Genomic DNA, 26687 nt, shown 5'->3' with positions numbered 1-26687 from the left:
TCCCGTCCCGGCAGTGACCTTGCCGAGAGGAGGATGACAGTATGGACAAGACAATACCTGACCTTGCCAGCGCCGTGGCGGGGATCGAGGATGGCATGACCGTGATGATCGGCGGGTTTGGCGGCTCGGGCAACCCGATCGAGCTGATCCATGCACTGATCGACCGTTTCCTTGCCACTGGCCACCCGCGCAACCTGACAGTGGTGAACAACAACGCCGGCAACGGTCATGTGGGGCTGGCCGCGATGATCGAACAGGGGATGGTGACCAAGCTGATCTGCTCGTTCCCGCGCTCGGCCGATCCGGTGGTGTTCACCGAACGCTACCTGGCCGGCGAGATCGAGCTGGAGCTGGTGCCCCAGGGCACGCTGGCCGAACGCATCCGCGCCGGCGGCGCGGGCATACCGGCCTTCTATACGCCATCGAGCTATGGCACCGACCTCGCCAAGGGCAAGAAGGTCGAGGAATTCGACGGCCGCCCCTATGTGCAGGAGCGTTGGCTCAAGGCCGATTACGCACTGGTCAAGGCGCATGTCGGCGACAGGCTGGGCAATCTGACTTATCGCATGGCGGCGCGCAACTTCGGCCCGCTGATGTGCTCGGCTGCAGCCAGTGCCATCGTGCAGGTGTCAAGGATCGTGGAGCCGGGCGGGATCGACCCCGAGGCCGTGATCACCCCGGGCATCTTCGTTCAGGGCGTGGTCGAGGTGCCCAAACCCGTCCAGGAAGAAGAACTCAACCGCGCCAAGGCGGTCTATCCGGAGGTGGCAGAATGACCGAGAAACTCACCCCCACCCAGATCGCGTGGCGCGCGGCGCAAGACATCACCGACGGCGCGTACGTCAACCTTGGCATCGGCCTGCCCGAAATGGTCGCCAGATTCCAGCCACCGGGTCGGCAGGCGATCTTTCACACCGAGAACGGGATCCTCGGTTTCGGCCAGGCGCCAGAGCCGGGGCAAGAAGACTGGGACCTGATCAACGCCGGCAAGAAGGCCGTGACGCTCAAGCCCGGCACCGCCTTCTTTCACCATGCCGACAGTTTCGCCATGGTGCGCGGCGGTCATCTGGATGTGGCCATCCTGGGGGCTTATCAGGTCGCCGAAAACGGCGATCTGGCGAACTGGTCCACCGGGCCCAAGGGCGTGCCCGCCGTGGGTGGCGCGATGGATCTGGTGCATGGCGCGCGGCGCGTGGCCATCATCACCGACCATGTGACCAAGAAGGGCGAGCCCAAGCTGGTTGAAAGCTGCACCCTGCCGCTTACCGGGGTGGGCTGCGTTACCCGCGTCTATACCAGCCTTGCGGTGGTGGATATCGAGGACGGCCATTTCGTGCTGCGCGAGAAGCTGCCATCGATCTCGCTTGATGATCTGCAATCGCTGACCGGGGCCAGGCTGCACACGCCCGGCCCTGTGGGCGACCTGACCGCACCGGAGTTGTAAGCCATGACTGATGTTTTCATTTGCGACTATATCCGCACGCCCATTGGCCGCTACGGCGGCGGGCTTTCCTCGGTCCGGCCCGACGATCTGGGCGCGGTGGCGCTGCGTGCGCTGATGGCGCGCAACGCCGGCGTCGACTGGGAGGCGGTCGGCGATGTCGTCTTTGGCTGCGCTAATCAGGCGGGCGAGGATAACCGCAACGTCGCGCGCATGTCCTTGCTGTTGGCCGGGCTGCCGGTAGGCGTGACTGGCACGACGATCAACCGGCTGTGTGGCTCGGGCATGGATGCGGTGCTGACAGCTGCGCGCACCATCAAGGCCGGCGAGGCCGATCTGATGATTGCCGGCGGCGTGGAAAGCATGAGCCGCGCGCCCTTCGTCATGCCCAAGGCCGACAGCGCATTTAGCCGCCGGGCCGAGATTTTCGACACCACCATCGGCTGGCGTTTCGTCAACCCGGCGATGGACAAGGCCCATGGCACCGATTCCATGCCGCAGACGGGGCAGAACGTGGCCGATGACTATGGCATCTCGCGCGAGGCACAGGACGCCATGGCGCTCGCGTCGCAACAAAAGGCCGCCAGCGCGCAGGCAAACGGGCGGCTCGCGCGTGAAATCACCCCTGTCAGCGTGCCGCAGCGCAAGGGCGATCCGCTGGTGGTCGAGCGCGACGAACACCCCCGCAGTACCTCGGCCGAGGCGCTGGCGAAACTGCGCCCGATCTTCCCCGAAGGTTCGGTCACGGCCGGCAACGCAAGCGGCGTCAATGACGGGGCAGCGGCACTTATCCTGGCGACCGCCGAGGCTGCCGCGAAACACGGGCTCACACCCATTGCGCGGGTGCTGGGCGGGGCGACGGCGGGCGTGCCGCCGCGCGTCATGGGCATCGGCCCCGCACCCGCCAGCCAGAAGTTGCTGGACCGGCTGGGCCTGGGGGCGGATGATTTCGACGTGATCGAACTCAATGAGGCCTTCGCCGCGCAAGGGGTGGCCACACTGCGGCAACTTGGTATCGCGGATGACGACCCGCGCGTGAACCCCAATGGCGGCGCGATCGCGCTGGGCCATCCGCTGGGCATGTCGGGCGCGCGCATCACCGGCACTGCGGCACTTGAGCTGTCGCTCAATGGCGGCAAGCGGGCGCTGTCCACAATGTGCATCGGCGTGGGCCAGGGGATCGCCATCGCGCTGGAACGCGCTTGATACCTGCTGCCCGCCCCGTCAAAGGGGCGGGCAGGCCGGGCTATTTGGCGGCGGCGCCGATCGTGTGCTGCGCGACAATGTCGCGGAATTCATCGTCGTTCAGGATGTCGCGTTTGCGGATGCCGGCCTGTTTGACCTGGGCCAGCATGGCAACAAGGTCATCGTCGGGGAACTCGCTCAGGCCAAGCTCCTTGAGTTTGTATTCGATCGAGGCCTTGCCGCTTTTCTTGCCCAGCACGACCTCGCCCTTGCGACCGGTCAGGGCAGGGTGGGTGCCGAACATCACCAGCGGATCATTGGTGACATACTGGATACCGATGCCGGATTCGCGGATGAAATTGCCCGAGCCGAGCACCGGCTTGTTGCGCGCGATAGGAATGTTCGCAATCTCGGAGATACGCGCGCCGACGTCGGTGAGCTTGTCGAAGCGGTAATCGTTCTCGTAGCCATAAAGCAGATTGAGCGCGAGCATCAGCTCTTCCATCGCGGCGTTGCCGGTGCGTTCGCCCAGCCCGTTGGCGCAGGAGTGTACCACCTCGGCGCCGGCGGTCACGGCGGCCAGTTCGGTGGCGACGCCCATTCCAAAATCATTGTGGGTGTGGATTTCGATGGGCAGGCCGGTCATACCCTTGACCCAGCGCACCATGTAGCGGATCGCCTCGGGCGTGGCGCAGCCCATCGTATCGACGATGCCGATGGAATCGGGCGGCGCGTCGCGCATGACGGTTTCGCACAGGGTTTGCAGGTCTTCGGGCCGGGCACGCGTGGTGTCATAGGGAAAGAAGACGGCATAAAGCCCCTTCTCGCGGGCGTAGTTTATGATCGGCACGCTTTTCTTGAGCACGTCATCGACCGTCCAGCCGAATTGGGTGGTCAGCTTGGGGTAGCCGATCGGCACCTCAATGATCACGCCATCGGCGCCGCAATCGAGCGCCATGTCGATATCGGCCTTCATAGCACGCGCGAAGGTGAAGATCTGCGACTTGAGGCCCAGTTTGGAGATGCGCCGGATGGCTTCAGCATCGTCGGGTGAGACGGCGGGCATTCCGGCCTCGATCCGCTCGACGCCGACATCGTTGAGCATCTGCGCGATCTCGACCTTGTCGTCGACGGTGAACACCACACCGGGCGTCTGTTCACCATCGCGCAGGGTCGCGTCATGGATGCGCACCTGCGCCGGCAAGTCCAGGCTGCTGCGCACTTCAGGCACATAGTTGTAGGGGCTGACCCACCACTGGTTATCCCTCTTGTATTCCGCAGCCATGTCACGCCTCCCGGTCATTCAGATTTCAGCCGCCCACTGGCGGATCGGCTGCGATCCTACCGCTGGAATCCCACCATGCAATGCAAAAAATATATTTGTTTTCGGAGATAACGTGCCTATGCTGTATATGGCAGTCGAGAATGCTCATAATAAATTTGTTTATATAGTGCTCTGGCGGGTGTTGGGGTCAATATGTTGTGCTGTCGCGGGGGCGGCATGCCTTCGGGCTTGTCCAGTGGTTTGGCGAAACATTATCGATATTCGACCTGGCGCTTTTCAAACAGCGCCGGGCCGCGCCTGGGGCCGCGCGCCTCTTCCCTGCGAAGATGGGCATACTATGGTGGGTTGCAGATATTTTAGATATACGGCGAGAACCAAATATTTTCCTGCCCGGTCCAGAAGCCCCGCACCGCCACAGGATCAGGCAGGAACATATCGGCAGGAGAGCCTGAAATGACGAGCCCGAAGCTGTCAGCAGCGACGACCGGACAGCCTGTTACCGGCGATAGTGAAGAAGGGCAGGCAAGCAGCCCTGCAGAGAATGCACCGGGGCATCTTTCGCTCACGTCTCAGGCTCATGCGCTCATGCGCGAAGATATCATAACCGGCGCGCTCGTGCCGGGGCTAAAGCTCAAGATCGAAGAGCTGCGCCAACGCTATGGTATAGGTGCAAGCCCGATCCGCGAGGCGCTGAGCCTGCTGACATCCGACCACCTGGTCGAGCGGATCGACCAGCGCGGGTTTCGTGTGGCCCGGGTCAGCGCGGCCGAGTTCGAAGAGCTTCTGCGCACCCGCATCTGGCTGGAAGAGCGGGCCTTGCGGGAATCCATCGCCAATGGCGGCACCGAATGGGAAGAGCAGGTCGTGCTGGCCACCTACCGCTTGTCACGGGTGCCGCGATCCGAATCCGGCGACGGCATCGTCGCGAGCGAGGAATGGGAGCACCGCCACCGGCGTTTTCACATGACGCTGCTGGCGGCCTGCGGCTCCTCGATCCTGCTGCGGTTTTGCGGCCAGCTTTACGATCAGAATACAAGATATCGGAATCTGGCGGTGCCCTCTGCCTATCCGAAACGCGATATCACGGAAGAGCACAGCGCCATCTGCGACGCCGTGCTTGCACGCGATGCCGACAAGGCGGTCGATCTGCTGACGGCGCATTACCAGCGCACCAGCACATACCTGAAAGGCGTGCTGTACGCCGGTGAATGAGCCTTGGCGCTGTGGCCGGTCTCAACCCTCGGGCACCAGAACGAAATCGAAATCGACGCGGTAGTAGGGGTCGGTCAGCCGGTCCGCGGCCTCAAGCCCCTCGGGCAGCGGGTCGCCGGGCTTCTGCTCCCGATACTCCATGATCAGATCCTCGCGCACGCCGAACACTGCATCCTCGTCCAGATAAGGATCATCGTCGGGGAACAGCTCGGTCACCAGGCTGCGATAGCCCGGCGCGGTGATGATGAAATGCAGATGCGATGGCCGCCAGGGGTGACGCCCCATCCCGTGCAGCAACTCTCCCACCGGGCCATCTGTCGGCACCGTATAGGGCGCAGGCCGCACGGTGGTAAGGGCATAGCGGCCATCATCGCCCAGGGTCATGCGTGCGCGCAGGTTGTAATCGGGCTGCGTGGGGTCCTGGTTGGAGTAAAGACCGTTGTCTGCCGTTTGCCAGATCTCCATCGCGGCACCGCGCACCGGGTTTCCGTCGGCATCGCGAACCTGCCCGGCAATCACAACCGTGGCCCCCTCATTGTCGCGCTTGAGATCGCCGCCCACCGGCAGCGCGGGCGCGCCGAGAATATGGAACGGGCCAAGCACCGAAGACGATGTGCCATCCGGCGCCGAGTTGATCATGTCGATCAGCGACGAAAGGCCCAGCACATCTGACAGCAGCACGAATTCGTCACGCTCGTCATCCGAGATCTCGCCCGCCTTGCGAAGCAGCGAAATCCCCTTGCGCCATTCTTCATGCGTGAGGCCGGTCTTGATCGCGAACTGGTGCAGGTGGTTGGCCAACTGTTCCAGGATGAAACGCAGCCGCGGGTCGACCTCCTTGCTGCATGTGGCGAGAAACGCCTCGGTGATGGTATCTTGGGTGACGGTGCGCATGGCAGGCCTCTTTTTACTTGAATCAACGGATAAAGACTGTGGACAACCCCGGATAGGCGATCAGCAGGATCAGCACGAGCAGCATGATCACTGCAAAGGGGAAGGCGCCCAGGAAGACATCCTTGAGGGTGATGTTCGGGTCATTGAGCGTGGCCTTGATGACAAAGCACGATATGCCCAGCGGTGGTGTCAGAAGGCCGATTTCGGCGCCGATCACGGTGACGATGCCGAACCAGATCAGGCTCATCTCCATCGTTTCGACCAGCGCGATGAACAGCGGCACCACGATAAGGATGATCGAGGTGGTATCGAGCAACGTGCCCAGAAAGATCATCAGCGCGACATAGATCACCATGATCTGCACGAACGAGAAATCCATTCGCTGCAGCAGCGCGTTCAACTCGTTGGGCAGGGCGGCAAAGCCCAGCATCCGGCTGTAGAACGAGGCCATGGCGATCAGGAACAGGATCGAGGCCGTGATATAGCCGGTCTCGATCAGCGTCTGCCACAGCATGGCCCAGGTCATCCGCCGCCGCAGCACTGCGAGGATCAGCGCCAGAAGCGCCCCCGCCGCGCCGGCCTCTACCGCGGTGAGCCAGCCGGTATAGATGCCCCCCAGCACCACCAGGATCAGCCCGCAGATCGGCAGGGTCTTTTGTAACATCTCCAGCCGCGGCATGATGATCGATTCTCCCGGCCCTGCGCCGCGTCCGAAATAGCCGGGCCAGAAGATCGCCATGCCGATGATGGCCACGATATAGGCCGCTGTCAGGATCAGCCCCGGCACGATCCCGGCCATGAACATCTGCCCGATCGATTGCTCGGCCACGAAGGCGTAGATGATCAGCATCGCACTTGGCGGGATGATCATGCCCAGCACAGACGAGCCCGCGACAACCCCCACCGCGAAACGCTTGTTGTAGCCAAAACGCAGCATCTCGGGTACCGCGATCTTGGAAAACACCGAGGCCGAGGCGATCGATGATCCGGTCACGGCCGCGAACACGGCGTTTGCCCCCACAGTGGCCACGCCCACGCCACCGCTGACCTTTCGGAAGGCGTGGTTCATCACCTCGTATATGTCCTGCCCCAGGCCCGCGCGTGACACCAGCAACCCCATGATGGTGAAAAGCGGGATGGTGGCGAACTCGTATTTCAGCACACCATCGGTCACGCCGACGCGCAGGAAGTTCAGCGCCAGGATCGGGTTGCCACTGATCATCCAGACCGACGCGAAGGAGACGACTCCCAGCGCGATGGGTATATAGACCCCGATATAGACAAGGATGACGATCGCAAGAACCGAAAGTGCGCCGATCTCAACCGGAGTCATTCAGGCTTTCCCTCGCTGTAATGGGTCATTTGGAACTCACGAGTGTTTCTTCGGAGAGCTTGCGTTCGGGCAAGATCACCCGGAAAAGGAACAGGATCGCGCTGAGCGAAAGGCCGAAGAAGATGGCAAGCTTGGCTGGCCACCAGGGCGCGCGCAGGATGCCCGGTGTGCCGAAGTAATCGCAGCGCCGGAACGAAGCCTGAAGATCAGCCCAGAAGCCGCCGCTGCCGCGCAGCGGTGCTGTGAAGAAGCGGCAGCTTTCGAAGGCGCGTACCACCTCAGGCCAGACAGTGTAGGCCGCCACGGCCATGAAGATCGCGGCAAGCAGGTCGATCGCGCGCGACAGAAAGTCGCTGTAGCGCGCCGGCAGCATCAGCATCAGCCCGTCCGAGCGCGTCAGCCTGCCGCTGCGCACCACGTCGGGCAATTGCAGGAAAACGATCAGGACCAGCGAGAAGATCACCAACTCGATGATCCCGCGGAAGGGTGCGTTGAACACACCCCGCGCGATCACATCAACACTCAGCATCAAGACCAGGGCGAGGATGAACAACGCCCCGGCCACGTTGGCGACAACCGCGACACCAATGAACAGATTGCGGATCCTGTAGAGCAGACTGACGATCATCGGTATCGCGGCTCCGTTTTCGCTCTATCAGCTTGGCAGTTCGGCCGCCCAGTCGCGCAGCGGCTCGAAACCGGCGTCGCGCAACTTCTGGATGTAGGCGCGCAGCATTTCCGATCCGGGCGCGCCTTCGTCGTCCAGCTCGGTCGCCCATTCCATGGCGATGTTGGGCATCGAGTTGGCCCAGGCCACGCGGTCGTCATGCGACAGGTCGGTCACGGTGCCGCCGTTCTCGATGAAGGTCGCGATCGATTCCGCGGCAAGATCCATCGCGACATCGGCCAGCCGGTCACGGTATTCGATGGCGGCCTGCTGGATTACCTCCTGCACCTCTTCGGGCAGGTTGTTCCAGTAATCGGCATTGATGGTGATCGCCTTGGTGCTGACCGACCCGAAATCGACATTCAGCATGTAGGGCGCGACCTCGTACATGCTGTAGGTGATCGCGGCTTCGGGCCACAGGATGGCGCCTTCGGTGAGGTTGGTCTGCACGTGATTGTAGAAATCTGGCAGCCCGCCGACGACCCCGGCAGTGCCTTCGATGCCTTCGATGTAACGCAGGTTGAAACCCGAAGCGGCAATGCGCAGCCCTTCCACGTCTTCCAGCGATGTCACCGGATCGCGGGTGAACAGCTGATAAGTGTCAAGCACCACGCCGGTGGCCAGATATACCTGGTTTTCGGCTTCGAACTCGGCGCGCATCTGCGGGATCTCGTCGGCGATCTCGTCAATGACACGGGCGACAACGCGAGCATCCGAGGTAATGAACGGCGTGACCGCCGCAAGCCCCTGGCTGGGCAGGGCCGACGGTTTGAAGGGTGTCGTGACAACGCCCAGGTCGCCCAGGCCCAGCTTGATCCCCTCCAGCACGCCGCGCGGCCGCACGATCGTGCCGTCATAGGATTCCTGCCACTGAATCTGGTAGTTGCCGGTTTCGGCCAGCAGCTCATCCACACGCGGGACGAAGAAGCTGGACATTTCCTGCAACCACATCGATCGGCTGGGGTAGCCATCCAGGACCACCATGCGGATGGTTTCCTGTGCCTGCGCGGGGGCGTTGATCCCCGGTGCCATCAGCGCAAGCGCCGATACGGCGGCAACCATTGAACCCTTGGCAAATCTCATATTCATTTCGCTTTCTCCTCCCTGATGCTGGCCAGGTCTGCGCCTGTGCCAATGCGCCCGCCAGAAAGCGGGCTTAGCGACATCCGGGCTTCGCCTCCTCCTCAGGCGAAGCCGCAGACTTCTTCGAACGGCAGGCGCGGCAACCGCTGGAACAGGGCTGACTCGTCCGCGTAGCCGATGTTGCACAGAAAATTCGACCTGAGGCTTGTGCCTGCGAAGAACTCCTGATCCACGATCTTGTTATCAAATCCTGACATCGCGCCCACATCCAGCCCGATGGCCCGCGCGGCGATCATCAGATACCCGCCCTGCAAGGTGCCGTTGCGAAAGGCTGTCGTCTCGCTGTGCGCCGCCTTGCCACGAAAGAAGTGGCGGCGGTCCTCATGCGGGAAAAGGCGGGGCAGTTTGTGCCAGAAATCAATATCATACGCGATGATTGCCGTCACCGGCGCGGCCATCATCTTGGGCACGTTCGCGGGTTTCAGTGACTTGGCGATCTTTTCCTTGCCCTCCCGCGAGCGCACGAAGACGAATCGCGCCGGGCTGCTGTTCATGCTGGTCGGGCCCATTGCGACGATGTCGTAGATGCGGCGCAACTGCGCATCGGTCACGGGGCGGTCACTCCAGGCGTAATGGGTGCGCGCACCGGTCAGGATGACATCGATCGAATCCTGGTCGAGCGCCGGCTTGCGTGCCCGAACCGTGCGCACCGCCTGCTGTGCCTCGGCGCGCAGGGCGGCAAGCTCGGCGCCTTGTGGCGATTGCGGCATCGGCGCATCGGGGTCTTCGCCGGTGATCTTGCCTGGAAGTTGCATCCGTCCTGTCGGCCCCACGCTTGATATCCAAATCGCGATACGCCTGTATCGGCACTGATCTAATCTATGGAACGACCATACTGTCAACTAAAATCGATTTTTTTGTTGCCCGGTTCGGATGGGTGCGACATGATCTTCCTGCCACTGTCACGACAGGAGGGGACAGTTATGCCATCATGGCCGGAATATGTCGCCACGTCCCGCGCGCGCGGCGCTCTGGCGTTTGAACTTTTTGTCGTGCGTTCGGTGCCTGCACAGCCGCCCGAGGCGCTGCGCGAGGTCCTGCCCGAGCACCTGGCCTATCAAAAGCAGCTGGAGGCCGATGGCGCGCTTTTCATGGCAGGCCCGATGTCGGATGAGCGCGGGGAAATGATGACAGGCGAGGGCATGATCGTGTTGCGTGCCGAGTCCATGCAGGCCGCCCGTGTGCTGGCCGAGGCCGACCCGATGCACAGCAGCGGCGCGCGCAGTTACACGATCCGGCGCTGGCTTCTGAACGAAGGCGGGCTGAGGCTGACCGTTGCGCTGTCGGAACAGCAGGTGGCGCTGGCCTGACAGTTGCTGCGAGGCCTCAGACGCCCGCCGCCAGCCCCAGCCGCGCCATCAGCCCGGCAAAGGCCGTTTGATCGCTCGCGCCCCAACCGGCATTGCGTGCGCGAAACAGCGTGGCCTGACTGCGATGCACCGGCTCACCCTGCAACACCTTCAGGTGGTTGGCCGCCAGCGTCGCGCCCGTCGAGGTGATATCGGCAATCGCCTCGGCGGTCAGGTTGGCCACCGTGCCTTCGGTCGCGCCCTGGCTGTCGACAAGCTGGTAATCGGCGACGCCATGCGCACGCAGATGTTCGCGCACCAGCCGGTGATACTTGGTGGCGATGCGCAGCCTGTGGCCGTGGGCCGCGCGAAACTGCGCCGCCACTGCGTCCAGGTCATCGAGCGTTTCAACGTCGACCCAGCAGGCTGGCACCGCGATCACCAGATCGGCATGGCCAAAGCCCATGGCCGCCAGTTCCTCGACCTGCGCATCCCAGTCGGCAAGCCCCTCGCGCACAAGGTCCGAGCCCGTCACCCCCAGATGGATGCGCCCCGCGCCCAGCTCACGCGGGATTTCGCCCGCTGATAGCAGCCTGAGCGCGACACCCTCGATCCCCTCGACCGCGCCGGCATATTCACGTTCGGACCCGGTGCGGCGCAGCGTCACGCCACGCTCGGTAAACCAGTCGAAGGTCTTTTCCATCAATCGGCCCTTGGAAGGCACACCCAGCCGGATCGTCATGCCGCGCCCCCTTCCGCCTTGAGCCGTGCCACCACGCCGGGGCGGATCACGCCGCCCACCGCCGGAATGGCCGCGCCCGCGCCCAGCACCGCCGTCAGCGCGTCATAGCGCCCGCCGGTGGCGACAGGGGGCAGATCGCCCTGCCCGGCGAGAAACCCAAAGACGAACCCGTCGTAATATTCCATCTGCGTGCGCCCGTAGGAGGCTTCGAACTCCAACGCCTCAGCCGGGTGGCCAAGCGCCGCGAGCGCGTCAAGCCGCGCCTCAAGCCCCGCAACGGCGGGTGCGATCGCCGGTATCTGGCCCGCCAGATCGCGCAGGTCGGGCAGAACGACAGCAACCGGGCCTTTCAGGTCAAGCAGCCGCGCAAGCAGCGCGACCTCATCGGCGGGGATGGGCGGCTCTTGTGCATCCGCCCTGAGCGCCGCGACGCGCGCGGTGATTTCCTCTGCCGAACGCTTGCCGATCAGCGGCCCGGCTTCGGCTATCAGCGCCTCGGGCCGGGCCGCCTCGAATCGGCGCAGCATCGCCGCGCGGGCCTCGCAGGCCGGGCTCTGGCCCGAAAAACGCTCCAGCAGCGCACGAAACCGCCCGGGCCGCCAGATGTGACGCATCAGCGCCGCGCGACGCGGTGCGGTGGTGCTCAGCCCCGCCACGGCCGCGCGCAAAAGCCCGATATCGCCGATCACTGCGCGCAGGCCCAGCGGTGCCAACACCTCGGCAATGGCGGCGAAGACCTCGGCATCGGCAGCAGCGGCATCGCCCCGGTCGAACAACTCGTAGCCCACCTGCATGTATTCGCTGGCGCGAGGGCCCAGATGCTCCTGCCGGCGAAACACCTCGCCCATATAGGCATAGCGCGCGGGCTCGGCCCCGTGGGCCATGTGCATTTGCACCACGGGCACGGTGAAATCAGGGCGCAGCATCATCTCGCCGCGCAGGGGGTCGGCGGTGACATAGGCGCGCGCGCGGATATCCTCGCCGTATAGGTCCAGCAGCGTTTCCGCCGGTTGCAGGATGTCGGCCTCGACCACCTGCGCACCGCGGCTCTGGAAATGGGCCAGCAGGCGCGCGGCCTTAAGGCGGATGGTGGCCTTGTCGGGCGCGGCGGCGAGCATCGCCTCAACCCCCGGCCAGAATGCGCTGCACGGCGGCGACCATCTCGGCGCGCGGCACCTCGGTCTGGGCGGGTTGGGCCTTCCATTCCTCATGGGTGGCCTCGGCAGCGATTTTCGCGCCCAGCACCAGATCCTTGATCTGCACGACACCGCGCGCGGCCTCGTCCTCGCCCTGGATGATGGCGACCGGCGCGTTGCGCTTGTCGGCGTATTTGAGCTGGTTGCCGAAATTCTTGGGGTTGCCCAGATAGACCTCGGCGCGGATGCCTGCCTGGCGCAGCTCGCCCACCATGGCCTGATACTCGGCCATGCGGGCGCGGTCCATCACCGTCACCACGACCGGCCCGGCCTCGGCCCCGCCGATGCGGCCCTTTTCGCGCAGCGCCGCCAGCAGCCGGTCAACACCCACAGAAGCCCCCGTGGCCGGCACCGCCTGCCCGGTGAAACGCTTGACCAGATCGTCATAGCGCCCACCGCCCGCGACCGAGCCGAACTGCCGCGGGCGGCCCTTTTCGTCGTAGATCTCGAAGGTGAGTTCGGCCTCATAGACCGGGCCGGTGTAGTAGCCGAGGCCGCGCACGACCGAAGGGTCGATGACGATGCGGTCGGGGCCGTAGCCCTGGGCGGCGAGCAGGGACGCGATGTCCTCAAGCTCGGCCACGCCTTCGGTGCCCAGCGTCGATCCGCGCACCAGTTCACGCAGGCGCGCCACTGTCTCGGCACTGCTGTCACGCCGCGCGGCCATGAAGCCCATCACCACTTCGGCCTGCTCCGCGCCCAACCCCGCGCCCTTGGTGAAATCACCGCTTTCGTCCTTGCGCCCCTCGCCCAGCAGCGCGCGCACGCCGTCCTCGCCCAGCCGGTCGAGCTTGTCGATGGCGCGCAGGACGATGCCGCGCTCATGGGCGAATTTCTCGGGGTCGGCGGGGTCGAGGATGCCGGCCACCTCCATCACCCCGTTCAGCACCTTGCGGTTGTTCACCCGCACGATGTAGTCGCCGCGCGGGATGCCGACCTCTTCCAGCACATCCGCCAGCATCGCGCAGATTTCGGCATCCGCCGCCACGCTGGCCGCGCCCACCGTATCGGCGTCGCATTGATAAAACTGGCGGTAGCGCCCCGGCCCGGGCTTCTCATTGCGCCAGACCGGCCCCATGGCATAGCGGCGGTAAGGGCTGGGCAGGTCGTTGCGGTATTGCGCCGCCACGCGCGCCAGCGGCGCGGTCAGGTCATAGCGCAGTGCCAGCCAGTCGCCGTCGTCTTCTTCCTGCCAGGCAAAGACGCCCTCGTTCGGGCGGTCCACATCAGGCAGGTATTTTCCCAGCGCCTCGACCGTCTCGACCGCGCTGGTTTCCAGCGGATCGAACCCGTAGCGATGATAGACGGCGGCAATCGCATCCAGCATCGCCTTGCGCTCGGTCACCTCTGCGCCGAAATAGTCGCGAAAGCCCTTGGGCGTTGCCGCCCTGGGCCGCCGGGGCCCCTTGTTCTTTGCCATGTCACCTGGTCCCTTCCGGGTTGCGCGGCCCAATTAGCCCAAGGGGGGCGGCGGGGCAAGCGGCGCGGCGCGTGCGGGCGCCCGGCAACGCCCGCTCGTGCAGCGGCGGCGCAGGGGACGCGCCCCTTTTCCTTGGCCCGCGCCCGCGCTAAACACCCCGCGACCGATGCCCGCAAAGGACTGCCCGAAATGGCCATGGAAAAGACCTTCGACGCGAAAGAGGCCGAAGCTCGCATCGCCGCGCGCTGGGAGAAGGAAAACGCCTTCGCTGCCGGCGCCAATGCCTCGCGCGACGAGAGCTTCTGCATCATGATTCCGCCCCCGAATGTCACGGGCTCGCTGCACATGGGGCATGCCTTCAACAACACGTTGCAGGATATTCTGGTGCGCTGGCACCGGATGCGCGGGTTCGACACGCTGTGGCAGCCGGGGCAGGACCATGCCGGCATCGCCACCCAGATGGTGGTAGAGCGCGAACTGGCGCGCGAAGGCAAGCAGCGCACCGATTTCACCCGCGATGCGTTTCTTGCCAAGGTCTGGGAGTGGAAGCAGCACTCCGGCGGCACGATCATCAACCAGCTCAAGCGGCTGGGCGCCTCGTGCGACTGGTCGCGCAATGCCTTCACCATGTCGGGCGCGCCAAACTGCCCCGAGGGCGAGGAAGGCAACTTCCACGACGCGGTGATCAAGGTCTTTGTCGATATGTACAACAAGGACCTGATCTATCGCGGCAAGCGGCTGGTCAACTGGGACCCGCATTTCGAGACCGCGATTTCCGACCTGGAGGTCGAGCAGATCGAGGTCGATGGCCACATGTGGCGGCTGCGCTACAAGCTGGCCGATGGCGAGACCTACGAGCACCCCACGGAGTGGGACGAAGACGGCAATGTCACCGCCACCGAGACGCGCGATTACCTGGTGGTCGCCACCACCCGGCCCGAGACCATGCTGGGCGATACCGGCATCGCCGTGCACCCCGACGATGCCCGCTACAAGCACCTGATCGGCAAGGACGCGATCCTGCCGCTTGTCGGGCGTCGCCTGCGCATTGTGGCCGATGACTACGCCGACCCCGAGAAGGGCACCGGCGCGGTCAAGATGACGCCCGCGCATGATTTCAACGACTGGGCGGTGGGCCAGCGGCAGGGGCTGCTCGCGATCAACGTCATGAACACCCGTGCGGGCATGTGGCTGAAAGACAACCCCGATTTCGCCGAGGGCTGCGAGGCCGAAGGCGTGGCGCGGCTGATCGAGGCGCTCGACGGCGCGGACCGCTACGAAGCGCGCGACTGGATCGTGCAGACGGCGACCGAGGAAGGCTGGCTGGACGGCATCGACCCCGACCGCCACATGGTGCCCCATGGCGACCGCTCCAAGGTCGCGATCGAGCCTTACCTGACCGACCAGTGGTTCGTGGATGCCGAAAAGGTTGTCGGCCCGGCGCTGGATGCGGTGCGTTCGGGCCGCGTGAAGATCATGCCCGAGAGCGGCGAGAAGACCTATTACCACTGGCTTGAGAATATCGAGCCCTGGTGCATCAGCCGCCAGCTGTGGTGGGGGCACCAGATTCCGGTTTGGTATGGGCCGAAGATTGATAAAAACGGAAGGTATGTTGAGCGCGAATCAGAGAAGTTCTGCGCTCCCACATTTGAGGCTGCTAGAGCGCAAGCACTCGAACATTACCGATCGCTTCGGCCTAATCTCAAAGACGTTCAGGAGTTAGAAGCAGATGCAGCGCCGATCCTTTCATATGAGGATCGGAAGTCGTTGGCTGAATTGCTCGGCAAACCTGAAATTTCCGTTCCGGACTGGAAGCCTGTTAAAGTTGCTTGGAAGCTCAACTCTGGGACATTGTTCTTAGGTAGAGAGTCTGACGTCCTCGACACCTGGTTCTCCTCCGGCCTCTGGCCCATCGGCACGCTGGGCTGGCCCGAGGATACCGAGGAGCTGCGCAAGTATTTCCCCACCTCCGTCCTCGTCACCGGGCAGGATATCCTGTTTTTCTGGGTCGCCCGGATGATGATGATGCAGCTTGCGGTGGTGAACGACATCCCCTTCCGCGAGGTCTACCTGCACGGCCTCGTGCGCGACGCCAAGGGCAAGAAGATGTCGAAATCGCTCGGCAATGTCATCGACCCGCTGGAGATCATCGACGAATACGGCGCCGATGCGCTGCGCTTTGCCAATGCCGCGATGGCCAGCCTTGGCGGGGTGCTCAAGCTCGATACCAGCCGCATCGCCGGCTACCGCAACTTCGGCACCAAGCTGTGGAACGCCACCCGCTTTGCCGAGATGAACGGCGTCTGGGAGGGCCACGCCACCCGCGCCGCGCCGCCCGCAGCTCAGGCCACCGTCAACCGCTGGATCATCGCCGAAACCGCCCGCGTGCGCGAAAAGGTGGACGCCGCCCTTGATGCCTATCGCTTCAACGATGCCGCCAGCGCGCTTTACGCCTTCGTCTGGGGCAAGGTCTGCGACTGGTATGTCGAGTTCGCCAAGCCGCTGTTCGACGGCGACCAGGCCGCCGAGACACGCGAAACCATGGCCTGGGTGCTCGATCAGTGCATGATCCTGCTGCACCCGATCATGCCTTTTGTGACCGAGGAACTCTGGGGCCTGACCGGTCGGCGCGACAAGCTGCTGGTGCATGCCGACTGGCCCGGCTATGCCGCCGCTGATTTGGCCGATGCCGAGGCCATGCGCGAAATGCGCTGGGTGATCGCGCTGATCGAGGGCGTGCGCTCGGCAAGGGCGCAGATGGGCGTGCCGGTGGGGTTGCGGTTGGAAATGCTTCAGGTGGACCTGGACGAGGCCGGGCAGGGGGCCTGGGCGCGCAACGCGGCGCTGATCAAGCGCCTCGCCCGGATCGAGAGCCTGAGCGAGGCCCCCGAGGTGCCCCGCGGCGCGGTCACGATCCCGGTCGAGGGTGGCACCTTCGCGCTGCCGCTGGCCGGGGTGATCGACGTGGCTGCCGAAAGCGCGCGGCTGGAAAAGGCGCTTGGCAAGCTCGACAAGGAACTCGGCGGCTTGCGCGGGCGGCTTTCAAACGCCAAGTTCATCGAGAGCGCCCCCGAAGACGTGGTGGAGGAAACCCGTGAAGCCGCCCGCGTGAAGGAAGACGAGGCCGCCAAACTGCGCGCCGCGCTCGACCGGCTGGCCGCGCTGGGCTGAGCGCGCCCTGCGCGACCGGCAGGCGCCGCAGCCCCGGCCGCGCGGCTTGCAACAGGAGAGGAAGCCGCCCGCATGACGACAGCACCCCGCTTGACCCCGCTTGCTGCCAGCCTGCCTTCAACGGTGCCCTTTGTCGGACCAGAGGCGCATATGCGCGCCTCCGGGCGGCCATTCCGCGCGCGGCTTGGGGCCAACGAAAACGTCTTCGGCCCCTCGCCGAAAGCCATCGAGGCGATGCGCGCCGCTGCTGCCGATGCCTGGATGTATGGCGATTCGGAAAGCCATGAGTTGCGCGCCGCACTGGCCGCGCATCACGGCGTGGATATGGCGAACATCACTGTGGGCGAAGGGGTCGATGGGCTGCTGGGCAACCTGGTGCGCCTGACCGTGGCGCCGGGCGATCCGGTTGTGACCTCGGACGGGGCCTACCCGACCTTCAACTACCATGTGGCAGGCTTTGGCGGGGTGCTGCACAAGGTGCCCTATCGCGGCGATTACGAAGACTCCGAGGCGCTGGTGGCGCGCGCCGCCGAAGCAGGCGCGAGGCTCGTCTATATCGCCAACCCCGACAACCCGATGGGCACGGTTCACCCGGCGCCTGTGATCGCCGACATGATCGCGGCCCTGCCCGAAGGCACGCTGCTGGTGCTCGACGAGGCCTATATGGACCTTGCCCCGACCGGCACCGCGCCGATGATCGCAGCCGACGATCCGCGCGTGATACGGCTGCGCACCTTCTCAAAGGCCTATGGGTTGGCCGGCGCGCGGGTGGGCTACGCGATCGCGGCACCCGAACTGGTGGCGGCCTTCGACAAGGTGCGCAACCATTTCGGCATGACCCGGATTTCCCAGGCGGGCGCGCTGGCTGCATTGTCGGATCAGGCCTGGCTGGGCGAGGTGCGTGCACAGGTCCGCGCCGCGCTGGACCGTATCGCCACGATCGGCCGCGCCAACGGGCTGGAGACCGTGCCGTCGGCCGCCAATTTCATTGCGCTCGATTGTGGTGGAAACGGCGATTTCGCCCGCGCGGTGCTGCGCGAACTCATGGCACGCGACATCTTCGTTCGGATGCCCGGGGTCGCGCCGCTCGATCGCACGATCCGAATCAGCGCGGGCCGTGCAGAAGAGCTTGATGCGCTGGCCGAGGCCCTGCCCGAGGCGCTTGCCGCCGCGCGCGCCCGATAATGGGGCGGCCTTGATCGGGCAGGCCGGCTTGCCACCGGCCCGCTTTTCGCGCTAGAGCCACGCCACCCGCCCACGCCGGAAGCCCATTCACCCGCCCCGATCCGCGCCCAACCGAAGCGACCGCCGTGACAGACCCCGCCAAGAAAGACCCGAACGGCAGGAAAAGCCTTTTGAGGCGCGCCCTCGCACGTGACGCCCGCCCCGTCGACGACCCTTACAGTTCACGCAACCTGATCGTCCGGCTCTGGCATGGCTATCTCAAGCGCCATACGGGAACGGTATCGGTGGCGGCCTTCTTCATGGTGGTCGAAGGCAGCACGCTGGGGCTGCTCAGCTACATGCTGGCGCCGCTCTTCGACCGGGTTTTCGTGGGGGGCGAGCGCGAGGCGATCTGGTGGGTCGGTGGCGCGATCTTCGGCATCTTCGTGCTGCGCGCGATCACGCTGGTGATCTCCAAGACGCTGCTCACACGGGTTGCGCAACTCACATCGACAGCGATGCAGGTCGATATGCTGCGTCATCTGCTGATGCTCGACCTGGCGTTCTACCAGAAAAACCCACCCGGCGCGCTGATGGAGCGGGTGCAGGGCGACACGGTCGCGGTGCAGGGCGTGTGGCAGGCGATCATCACCGGCGCCGGGCGTGATGCGGTCTCGCTGGTGGGGCTTCTGGTGGTGGCGCTGCTGATCAGCCCGGTCTGGACGGCGGCGGCGCTGATCGGTGTGCCGCTGCTGTTCCTGCCGGTGCTGCTGGCGCAGCGCTATATCCGCCGCAAGACCCTGCAGATGCGCGTCGAATCCGGGTTGCGCTCGACCCGGCTGGACGAGGTCTTCCACGGGATCATGCCGATCAAGCTGAACCGGATGGAAGACTACCAGCTCTCGCGGTTCGAACATATCGTCGGCCGCATCGTCACCATGCAGATCAAGAAGGCGCTGGGCAACAGCGCCATCCCTGCCATGATCGACATCGTTTCGGGGATTGGTTTTCTCGCAGTGTTGCTGATCGGGGCCAATGAAATAACCTCGGGTCAGCGCACCGTGGGCGAGTTCATGTCGTTCTTCACGGCCATGGCGCTGGCTTTCCAGCCGCTGCGCCGGCTGGGCAATATCGCCGGCTACTGGCAAACCGCCGCCGCCAGCCTCGAGCGTATTTACCGGCTGCTGGACACCGAACCGGCCATCCAGCCCCCACGCCGCAATATCCGGCCCGCCAACCAGCCACCCGAGATCCGGCTCGAGGATGTCCACCTCGCCTATGGCGATCTGCCGGTGCTGCGCGGCGTCAGCTTCACCGCCGAGGCCGGGCGCACCACGGCGCTCGTCGGGCCTTCGGGGGCGGGCAAGAGCACCGTGTTCAACCTGCTCACCCGGCTGGTCGAGCCGCAGTCGGGGCGTGTCACCATCGGCGGCGCCGAAGTGAGCGACATTGAAACCGACATGCTGCGCGAGCAGATTTCGGTGGTCACGCAGGATGCCGCCCTGTTCGACGAGACCATCCGCGAGAATGTCCTGCTTGGGCGCACCGACATCGACGAGGCGCGCCTGCATGACGTGCTGGAGGCCGCGCATGTGATGCCTTTCGCACGCCTCCTGCCAAGGGGGCTGGAAACCCCGGCGGGGCCGCGCGGCTCGGGGCTGTCGGGCGGGCAGCGTCAGCGTGTCGCCATTGCGCGCGCCCTCTTGCGCGACGCGCCCGTGCTCTTGCTTGACGAGGCGACCTCGGCGCTCGATGCGCAATCCGAATTGCTGGTGCAGGAGGCGCTTGAGAGACTCTCGCAGGGGCGCACCACGCTGGTGATCGCCCACCGACTCGCCACCGTGCGCTCGGTCGACCGAATCGTTGTCATGGATGGCGGCCGGGTGGTCGAGGTCGGCACCCATGACGAACTGCTCGGAAATGGCGGGCTCTATACCCAGCTTTGCCGCTTGCAATTCCAGGATGACGGCTGAAGCCCGCACTCTTCATGGCAGCAATGTCACGCGGGCAGGCTGATCGCGCGGCTTTTCTTCTTGGTCCCAATATCCTCGCCGAAGGCATCCGGCACCGGCCAGGGGCGCAGCCGGGGTGAGGTGGCGCGCAGGCGCCGGCCAAAGGCGGCCCCGCGCGCGCGGGGTCAGCGCAGGTCGGGCGGGGTGGCTTCGGCTGCCAATGTGCCTGCAATCTCGTCCAGGCCCACGGTCGAGGTGCGCTGCTCACCCAGCCGGCGCAGCGATACCGTGCGTTCACCGACCTCGCGCGCGCCGATGGCCAGGATCACCGGCACCTTGCCGACCGAGTGTTCGCGCACCTTGTAGTTGATCTTTTCGTTGCGCAGATCGGCTTCGGCGCGGATGCCGTGGGCGCGCAGGGTTTGCACCACCTCGCGGGCATAGTCGTCGGCATCCGACACGATGGTGGCTACCACGACCTGCCGCGGCGCCAGCCAGAAGGGCAGCTTGCCGGCAAAGCTTTCGATCAGGATGCCGATGAAACGCTCGAACGAGCCCAGCACCGCGCGGTGCAGCATCACCGGGCGATGTTTGGCGCCATCGGCGCCGATATAGGTGGCATCCAGCCGCTCGGGCAGCACGAAATCCACCTGAAGCGTGCCGCACTGCCAGTCGCGGCCGATCGCGTCGGTCAGCACGAATTCCAGCTTGGGGCCATAGAAGGCGCCTTCGCCGGGGTTCAGGTCATAGGCATAGCCGGCCGCTTCGGTCGCGGATTTCAGCGCCTCCTCGGCCTTGTCCCAGACGGCGTCCTCGCCAGCACGCGTCTCTGGCCGGTCCGAGAACTTCACCGCGAATTTCTCGAACCCCAGGTCGCGGTAGATTGCGCTGAGGAATTCGATGAATCGGCGGGTTTCGCTCTCGATCTGGTCCTCGCGGCAGAAGATATGCGCGTCGTCTTGCGTAAAGCCGCGCACCCGCATGATCCCGTGCAGCGCGCCCGAAGGCTCGTAGCGGTTGCACGATCCGAACTCGGCCATGCGCAGCGGCAGGTCACGGTAGCTTTTCAGCCCGTGATTGTAGATCTGCACATGGCAGGGGCAATTCATCGGTTTGAGCGCGTTCACGGCCTTCTCGCGGGCGTGTTCCTCGTCGACCTCGACGATGAACATATGCTCCTGGTACTTCTCCCAGTGGCCCGAGGCCTCCCAGAGTTTGCGGTCGACCACCTGCGGGGTGTTGACCTCCACATAGCCGCCTGCTGTCTGACGGCGGCGCATGTAATCTTGCAGCGTGGTGTAGATCGACCAGCCATTGGGGTGCCAGAACACCTGGCCGGGGGCCTCTTCCTGCATGTGAAAGAGGTCCATCTCGCGGCCCAGGCGGCGGTGGTCGCGCTTGGCGGCCTCCTCCAGCATGGTCAGGTGCGCCTTGAGATCCGCGCGGGTCTTGAAGGCGACGCCATAGATACGCTGCAGCATCTGCCGGGCGCTATCGCCGCGCCAATAGGCGCCGGCCACGTTCATCAGCTTGAAGGCATCGGCGGGCACCTGGCCGGTATGCTGCAGGTGCGGGCCGCGGCACAGATCCTGCCAGTGCCCGTGCCAGTACATGCGGATCGGCTGGTCTTCGGGGATCGCCTCGACCAGTTCGACCTTGAAGGGCTCGTCGGTCGTTTCGTAGTGTGCCAGCGCCCGCTCGCGGCTCCAGAGTTCGGTGTGCACCGGGTCGCGCGCGTTGATGATCTCTCGCATGCGCTTTTCGATCACGGCCAGGTCTTCAGGGGTGAAGGGCTCGTTGCGGTCGAAGTCGTAATACCAGCCATCCTTGATGACCGGGCCGATGGTGACCTTCACATCGGGCCAAAGCTCCTGCACGGCGCGGGCCATGATATGGGCCAGGTCGTGACGGATCAGCTCCAGCGCCTGCGCGTCGTCATTCATCGTGTGAATGCTGATGCTGGCGTCTTCCTCTATCGGCCATTGCAGATCGTAATGGCGCCCGTTCACACTGGCCGATATTGCCTTCTTGCCCAGCGAGGTCGAGATCGACGCGGCCACATCGGCCGCTGTCACGCCGGCGGGAAACTCGCGTGCATTGCCATCGGGAAATGTCAGGGAAATCTGGGCCATCGGCCTTGCTCCTCGTCGGTTTGGCGCCCACGGAACGCCCGGTTGCGGGTATGTGATGCCTGCCGGTAATCGCGGGCGCGGGCAGTGTCAAGCCTCGGGTGGGGCGCGCCAGGCTGCAGGTTCTGGCGCGCAAATACCTGCGTGCGTGGTGCACGGGAAACCTGCGCCCGGCAATCGGTTTGACCTTGGGGCGGCGTGCGGCCAGTATCGGCACCCGACCGCCATATCACCGAAGCCCGAGATCCCCTGCCATGCCCGACCCAGCCAGACGCCCGGTCGAGATCGCCTTCGAGGCGCTCACCGCCGAGGATGACGGCCGCACCTGCCGCGACATTCCCGAACGCGCCTGCGATGAACAGCCGGGAAATTTCATGCGCCATGTCGGCGCGCTGGGGTTGTTCAAGGCTGCTGACGGGCTGGTCGACCCGAAGCTGGTGCTGAGCTGGCTGCTTGCCGCGCTGGGTGCGCCGGGGGTGTTCATCGCCGCGCTGGTGCCCATTCGAGAGGCCGGCGCGCTGTTGCCGCAGTTGTTCACGGCGGCACGTATCCGGGCGATGGCGCTGCGTAAATGGGCCTGGTCGGCGGGCAGTGCGGTGCAGGGGCTGGCGGCGCTGGCCATCGCGCTGGCTGCGCTGCGGCTTGAGGGTGCCGCTGCCGGCTGGGCGATCTGTGCGGCCCTTGCGGTGCTGGCGGTTGCACGCTCGGTCTGCTCGGTCGCCTACAAGGACGTGCTGGGCAAGACCATCGACAAGGGCAACCGGGGCACGGCCACGGGGCTTGCGGCCTCGGCCGCACCGGTGGTGGTGATCGCTTTTGCGGTCCTGCTGATGTTCGAGGCAACGGGGCGCATGGGGCTGGTGCTGGGGGCGCTGGCACTGGCGGGCCTGCTGTGGCTGGTGGCGGCGGCCATATTCGCGGGCCTCGCCGAAGCGCCGGGCGCCAGCGAGGGCGGCGCCAACGGGATCAGCGCGGCGTTGGCAAACCTGCGCTACCTGCGCGAGGACGGCCAGCTTGCGCGCTTCATCCTGGCGCGGGGGCTACTGACATCCACGGCGCTGGCACCGCCCTGGCTGGTGGTGCTGGCCGCCGGGGCGGGCGAGGAGGCGCTGTCGGGCCTGGGCGCGCTGGTGCTGGCCTCGGCGCTGGCGGCGCTGATCAGCGGCTATGTCTGGGGCCGCATGGCCGATCGCTCGGCGCGCCGGGTGCTGATGCTGACCGGGCTTTCGGGCGCGGCGGCGATGGGTCTGGCGCTGGGCTTTGCTGCGCTCGGGTTGGCCGGGGCGTTCTGGACCATGCCGCTGGCGCTGTTTGTCTTGATGGTCGCGCATCAGGGTGTGCGGATCGGACGCTCGACCTATCTGGTCGATATGGCGCCCGCCGATCTGCGCGCCGTATACACGGCGGTGGCGAACACTGTCATCGGGTTGATCCTGCTGGCCAGCGGTATCTTTGGTGCGCTGGCCTCGCTGCTGGGGCCGCAGGCGGTGCTGATCCTGTTCGCGACCATGGCGCTGGGGGGGGCAATCGTGGCAAACGGGTTGAAGGAATTGGGAGGCAAGACATGACCGAACCCGCATATCTGGAAACGCCGCAGGGGCGCAGGATTGCCTATCACCGGCAACAGGGCGCAGGGCCCGGTGTGGTGTTCCTGGGCGGTTTTCGCTCGGACATGGAGGGCACCAAGGCGCTGCATCTCGAAGCCTGGGCACGGGCGCGGGGCCGGGCGTTCCTGCGGTTCGATTATTCCGGGCATGGGCAATCCTCGGGCGCGTTCGAGGATGGTTGTATCGGTGACTGGGCCGCCGACGCGCGCGCCGCGGTAAGCACGCTGACCGAGGGGCCGCAGGTGCTGGTGGGCTCAAGCATGGGTGGCTGGATCGCGTTGCTGCTGGCGCGCGCCATGCCCGAGCGCGTGGCCGGGCTGGTGGGCATTGCCGCCGCGCCGGATTTCACCGAAGACTCCATGTGGGCGGATTTCGACGCCGAACAGCGCGCCGCGCTGGTGCGTGACGGGCGGGTCGAACTGCCATCGGATTATTCCGACGACCCCTATGTCATCACCCGCCGCCTGATCGAGGACGGGCGCGACAACCTGGTGCTGCGCAGCCCGTTGCCGCTGCCCTGTCCGGTGCGGCTGTTGCAGGGGACGGCCGATGTGGATGTGCCGGTTTCCGTGGCGCTGCGGCTGCTTGAGCATATCGATGCAGCGGATGTGCGCGCTGTCTTGGTGAAGGGCGCGGATCACCGGTTCTCGTCGCCCGAGTGCCTTTACCTGATCACGACAAGCGTTGAGGAACTGCCGGACAAGGGCTGATATTCGGCAAGCCGGCCATTGCGAAAATGGATGATTCCGGTGATTCGCGCTGACCTGAAGGGTAAATATTTGACATTATTTCACATTTCGAAGTCTCCGATCGGCCGATGAACGAGCCCTTGCTCCTGCTTCCCGGCGCGATGTGCGACGCCCGGCTTTACCTTCCGGCGATCGTGCGCTTTTCGCAAAGCCGGCCCGTGCAGGTGGCAAGCCTGACACAGGGCGAGACCGTGACCGAGATGGCCGAACACGCGCTGGCTGCGGCCCCGGCGCGGTTTGCGCTGGTGGGGCTGGGTCTGGGCGGGGCGGTGGCGCTGGAGATGTTGCAGCGCGCGCCTGAACGCATCCATCGCATCGCGCTGGTCTCGACCGACCCGCTGGCTGAAACCCCGCCTGCCGCCGCCGCGCGCGAGTTGCGCATTCTTGCCGCGCGCGCCGGGCGGTTGGATGAGGCCGCAGCCGAAGACCTGCCGGCCACCGCGCTTGCACCGGGGCCGGGCCGGATGCAGGTGGCGCACCTGGTGCGACAGATGGCGACGGCGCTGGGCGCCGCGGTGTTCACGCGCCAGGCCCGCGCCATGCAGCGGCGCCCCGATCAGCAGAAAACCCTGCGCCGGATGCCACACCCCGCGCTGGTTCTGAGCGGGGCACATGATGGCCTGGTGCCCGAAAGGCGGCAAGGCTTTGCCGCCGAACTGATGCGCAATGCCGAGTGGGAGCGGATCGAGGGAGCGGGACACCTCGTGCCGCTGGAACAACCCGAGGCGTTTTCCCGCGCGCTGGTGCGCTGGCTCGCGCGGCCTTCAGCCCTGGCTTGAAGCAAGCTTGATGTGCTGGTTGCCGGGCCCGGCCTCGCGCTGCGTCCGCGCCTGATCAAGGCTGTGTTTGTCGATGAAGCTCAGAACCAGCGGGCGAATGTTGTCGCGCCACGATCGTCCGGCAAAGATGCCGTAATGCCCGGCTTCGGGTTCCAGGTGCTCGGATTTCATCTCATCGGGCAGGCTGGTCAGCAGATCGAGCGCGGCGCGGCACTGGCCCGGGGCCGAGATGTCGTCATTGGCGCCCTCGACCGTCATCACCGCCACATTGGTGATCTTGCCGATATCCACCTGGTGTCCGGCCACGACGAAACGATTTTGCGCAATCTCGCGTTCCTTGAAGATCCGATAGACGGTCGACATGTAGAATTCGGCCGTCATGTCCATCACCGCCAGGTATTCGTCGTAGAATCGGTTGTGTTTGTCACGCTCGGCATCCTGGCCGCGCGCTGCTGCGGTGATCTTTTCCGCAAATGCGTTCATGTGCCGCTCGGCGTTCATCGAGATGAACGAGGCAAGCTGTGCAAGCCCCGGGTAGACCATCCGCCCCACGCCGGGATATTTGGCGCCCACCCGCTGCAACGCCAGATGCTCAAGCTGCCCCATGGTGACGCGGCGGCCAAAATCGGTGACATCGGTGGGATTGGCATCAGGGTCCACCGGCCCGCCGATCAGGGTGAGGGTGCGCGGCTGTGCCTCGGGCTCCAGCTCGGCCAGATAGGCGGCGGCGGCCAGGGCCAGCGGCACCGGCTGGCAGACCGCGATCACATGAGTGTCGGGGCCGAGATGGCGCATGAATTCCATCAGGTAGAGGGTGTAATCCTCGATATCGAACTTGCCCTCCGACACAGGGATGTCGCGGGCATTGTGCCAATCGGTCACCCAAAGTTCGGAATCGGGCAGCAGGCTGGCCAGGGTTGACCGCAAGAGCGTCGCGTAATGGCCCGACATCGGCGCCACCAGCAGGATGCGCCGGGGTTTTTCGGGCCGCCCGCGCACGTTGAAACGCACCAGATCGCCGAAGGGGCGTTCAATCTCGACGCTGCGTTCGACCAGATGGTCGCGCCCGTCCTCGCCGACCACCGTGCGGATGCCCCAATCGGGCTTGATGACCATGCGGGCGAAGGTGCGCTCGGTGACGCGCCCCCAGGCCGACATGACCTTGAAAGCGGGGTGTGGTACCATCCCCCATACAGGGTAGGAGGCCATGGCCCGGGCCGATGCGCCCATCCATTCATTGGTATTGCGCATCGTTTCCATCAGGTCGTAGGTGAACATGTAGCGCATTGCGGTCCTTTCCCCGGGGGTGCCCCGTCGATTAAAATCGTC

General features: G+C 65.2%; 22 protein-coding genes. 11 read left to right on the top strand and 11 right to left on the bottom strand.

Going from position 1 to position 26687, the window contains the following annotated elements:
• The first annotated feature begins 41 nt into the window (after positions 1 to 41).
• From DQ229_RS03085 to pcaF, 3 genes are read left to right on the top strand one after another with little or no spacing between them, the layout of a single operon-like run.
• On the top strand, positions 42 to 776 hold the full coding sequence (locus tag DQ229_RS03085) for a 3-oxoacid CoA-transferase subunit A (RefSeq protein WP_114964807.1): 735 nt from the start codon (positions 42 to 44) through the stop codon (positions 774 to 776).
• Positions 773 to 1444 (top strand): 3-oxoacid CoA-transferase subunit B, encoded by a 672-nt coding sequence (locus tag DQ229_RS03080; protein WP_114964806.1) that lies wholly within the window; start codon positions 773 to 775, stop codon positions 1442 to 1444. The genes DQ229_RS03085 and DQ229_RS03080 overlap by 4 nt, the downstream gene beginning before the upstream one ends.
• A 3-nt stretch (positions 1445 to 1447) precedes the next feature.
• On the top strand, positions 1448 to 2647 hold the full coding sequence (gene pcaF, locus DQ229_RS03075; protein WP_114964805.1) for a 3-oxoadipyl-CoA thiolase: 1200 nt from the start codon (positions 1448 to 1450) through the stop codon (positions 2645 to 2647).
• 40 nt (positions 2648 to 2687) lie between these two features.
• On the opposite strand, the gene DQ229_RS03070 is transcribed toward pcaF, so the two are convergent.
• Complete coding sequence (locus DQ229_RS03070; RefSeq protein WP_114964804.1) at positions 2688 to 3911, bottom strand: LeuA family protein; 1224 nt, start codon at positions 3909 to 3911, stop codon at positions 2688 to 2690.
• 468 nt (positions 3912 to 4379) lie between these two features.
• Here DQ229_RS03070 and DQ229_RS03065 point away from each other — a divergent pair, with 468 nt between their 5' ends.
• The gene (locus tag DQ229_RS03065; RefSeq protein WP_274378820.1) at positions 4380 to 5123 is read left to right on the top strand and encodes a GntR family transcriptional regulator; all 744 of its coding nucleotides are present in this window, start codon (positions 4380 to 4382) and stop codon (positions 5121 to 5123) included.
• A gap of 21 nt (positions 5124 to 5144) precedes the next feature.
• On the opposite strand, the gene DQ229_RS03060 is transcribed toward DQ229_RS03065, so the two are convergent.
• The 5 genes from DQ229_RS03060 to DQ229_RS03040 all read right to left on the bottom strand — a co-directional run bounded on the left by DQ229_RS03060 (position 5145) and on the right by DQ229_RS03040 (position 9915).
• On the bottom strand, positions 5145 to 6017 hold the full coding sequence (locus DQ229_RS03060; RefSeq protein ID WP_114964802.1) for a dioxygenase family protein: 873 nt from the start codon (positions 6015 to 6017) through the stop codon (positions 5145 to 5147).
• 22 nt (positions 6018 to 6039) lie between these two features.
• Positions 6040 to 7350, bottom strand: a complete 1311-nt coding sequence (locus tag DQ229_RS03055; RefSeq protein ID WP_114964801.1) for a TRAP transporter large permease — start codon at positions 7348 to 7350, stop codon at positions 6040 to 6042.
• Positions 7351 to 7375: 25 nt separating this feature from the next.
• A complete protein-coding gene (locus DQ229_RS03050) occupies positions 7376 to 7978 on the bottom strand; it encodes a TRAP transporter small permease (protein WP_114964800.1) in 603 nt (200 codons plus the stop codon).
• 27 nt (positions 7979 to 8005) lie between these two features.
• Positions 8006 to 9106: a C4-dicarboxylate TRAP transporter substrate-binding protein gene (locus DQ229_RS03045; RefSeq protein ID WP_238380941.1), complete on the bottom strand. Its 1101-nt coding sequence runs from the start codon at positions 9104 to 9106 to the stop codon at positions 8006 to 8008.
• Positions 9107 to 9201: 95 nt separating this feature from the next.
• Positions 9202 to 9915, bottom strand: coding sequence for a malonic semialdehyde reductase (locus tag DQ229_RS03040; protein ID WP_238380940.1), 714 nt, complete (start codon positions 9913 to 9915; stop codon positions 9202 to 9204).
• Positions 9916 to 10083: 168 nt separating this feature from the next.
• On the opposite strand from DQ229_RS03040, the gene DQ229_RS03035 reads away from it, so the two are divergent.
• Positions 10084 to 10470 (top strand): YciI family protein, encoded by a 387-nt coding sequence (locus DQ229_RS03035; protein WP_114964798.1) that lies wholly within the window; start codon positions 10084 to 10086, stop codon positions 10468 to 10470.
• A gap of 16 nt (positions 10471 to 10486) precedes the next feature.
• Here the strand turns inward: DQ229_RS03035 and hisG are convergent, their stop codons facing one another.
• The 3 genes from hisG to hisS are packed head-to-tail and all read right to left on the bottom strand — an operon-like array spanning position 10487 to position 13807.
• Positions 10487 to 11191 carry an ATP phosphoribosyltransferase gene (hisG, locus tag DQ229_RS03030; protein WP_114964797.1) on the bottom strand — a complete coding sequence of 235 codons (705 nt, stop codon included), beginning with the start codon at positions 11189 to 11191 and terminating at the stop codon, positions 10487 to 10489.
• A complete protein-coding gene (locus DQ229_RS03025) occupies positions 11188 to 12309 on the bottom strand; it encodes an ATP phosphoribosyltransferase regulatory subunit (protein ID WP_114964796.1) in 1122 nt (373 codons plus the stop codon). Before DQ229_RS03025 ends, hisG begins: the two co-directional genes overlap by 4 nt.
• 4 nt (positions 12310 to 12313) lie before the next feature.
• A complete protein-coding gene (gene hisS, locus DQ229_RS03020; RefSeq protein ID WP_114964795.1) occupies positions 12314 to 13807 on the bottom strand; it encodes a histidine--tRNA ligase in 1494 nt (497 codons plus the stop codon).
• Positions 13808 to 13996: 189 nt separating this feature from the next.
• Here hisS and DQ229_RS03010 point away from each other — a divergent pair, with 189 nt between their 5' ends.
• The 3 genes from DQ229_RS03010 to DQ229_RS03000 all read left to right on the top strand — a co-directional run bounded on the left by DQ229_RS03010 (position 13997) and on the right by DQ229_RS03000 (position 20115).
• Positions 13997 to 16978 carry a valine--tRNA ligase gene (locus tag DQ229_RS03010; protein WP_114964793.1) on the top strand — a complete coding sequence of 994 codons (2982 nt, stop codon included), beginning with the start codon at positions 13997 to 13999 and terminating at the stop codon, positions 16976 to 16978.
• 72 nt (positions 16979 to 17050) lie between these two features.
• Complete coding sequence (locus DQ229_RS03005; RefSeq protein WP_114964792.1) at positions 17051 to 18163, top strand: pyridoxal phosphate-dependent aminotransferase; 1113 nt, start codon at positions 17051 to 17053, stop codon at positions 18161 to 18163.
• Between the two features lie 170 nt (positions 18164 to 18333).
• Positions 18334 to 20115: an ABC transporter ATP-binding protein gene (locus DQ229_RS03000; protein WP_274378819.1), complete on the top strand. Its 1782-nt coding sequence runs from the start codon at positions 18334 to 18336 to the stop codon at positions 20113 to 20115.
• Between the two features lie 164 nt (positions 20116 to 20279).
• Here the strand turns inward: DQ229_RS03000 and thrS are convergent, their stop codons facing one another.
• A complete protein-coding gene (gene thrS, locus DQ229_RS02995; RefSeq protein ID WP_114964791.1) occupies positions 20280 to 22226 on the bottom strand; it encodes a threonine--tRNA ligase in 1947 nt (648 codons plus the stop codon).
• A gap of 251 nt (positions 22227 to 22477) precedes the next feature.
• Between thrS and DQ229_RS02990 the strand changes: the two genes are divergently transcribed.
• The 3 genes from DQ229_RS02990 to DQ229_RS02980 all read left to right on the top strand — a co-directional run bounded on the left by DQ229_RS02990 (position 22478) and on the right by DQ229_RS02980 (position 25358).
• A complete protein-coding gene (locus DQ229_RS02990) occupies positions 22478 to 23791 on the top strand; it encodes an MFS transporter (protein WP_114964790.1) in 1314 nt (437 codons plus the stop codon).
• Positions 23788 to 24540, top strand: coding sequence for an alpha/beta fold hydrolase (locus tag DQ229_RS02985; protein ID WP_114964789.1), 753 nt, complete (start codon positions 23788 to 23790; stop codon positions 24538 to 24540). Before DQ229_RS02990 ends, DQ229_RS02985 begins: the two co-directional genes overlap by 4 nt.
• Positions 24541 to 24647: 107 nt before the next feature.
• Complete coding sequence (locus tag DQ229_RS02980; protein ID WP_114964788.1) at positions 24648 to 25358, top strand: alpha/beta fold hydrolase; 711 nt, start codon at positions 24648 to 24650, stop codon at positions 25356 to 25358.
• On the opposite strand, the gene phaZ is transcribed toward DQ229_RS02980, so the two are convergent.
• The gene (phaZ, locus tag DQ229_RS02975; protein ID WP_114964787.1) at positions 25344 to 26645 is read right to left on the bottom strand and encodes a polyhydroxyalkanoate depolymerase; all 1302 of its coding nucleotides are present in this window, start codon (positions 26643 to 26645) and stop codon (positions 25344 to 25346) included. The genes DQ229_RS02980 and phaZ overlap by 15 nt on opposite strands.
• Positions 26646 to 26687: the final 42 nt, after the last annotated feature.

Origin of the sequence: Alkalilacustris brevis (assembly GCF_003350345.1) — a bacterium.
Lineage (GTDB): Bacteria > Pseudomonadota > Alphaproteobacteria > Rhodobacterales > Rhodobacteraceae > Alkalilacustris > Alkalilacustris brevis.
This window is presented reverse-complemented; position numbering and strand designations above follow the sequence as displayed.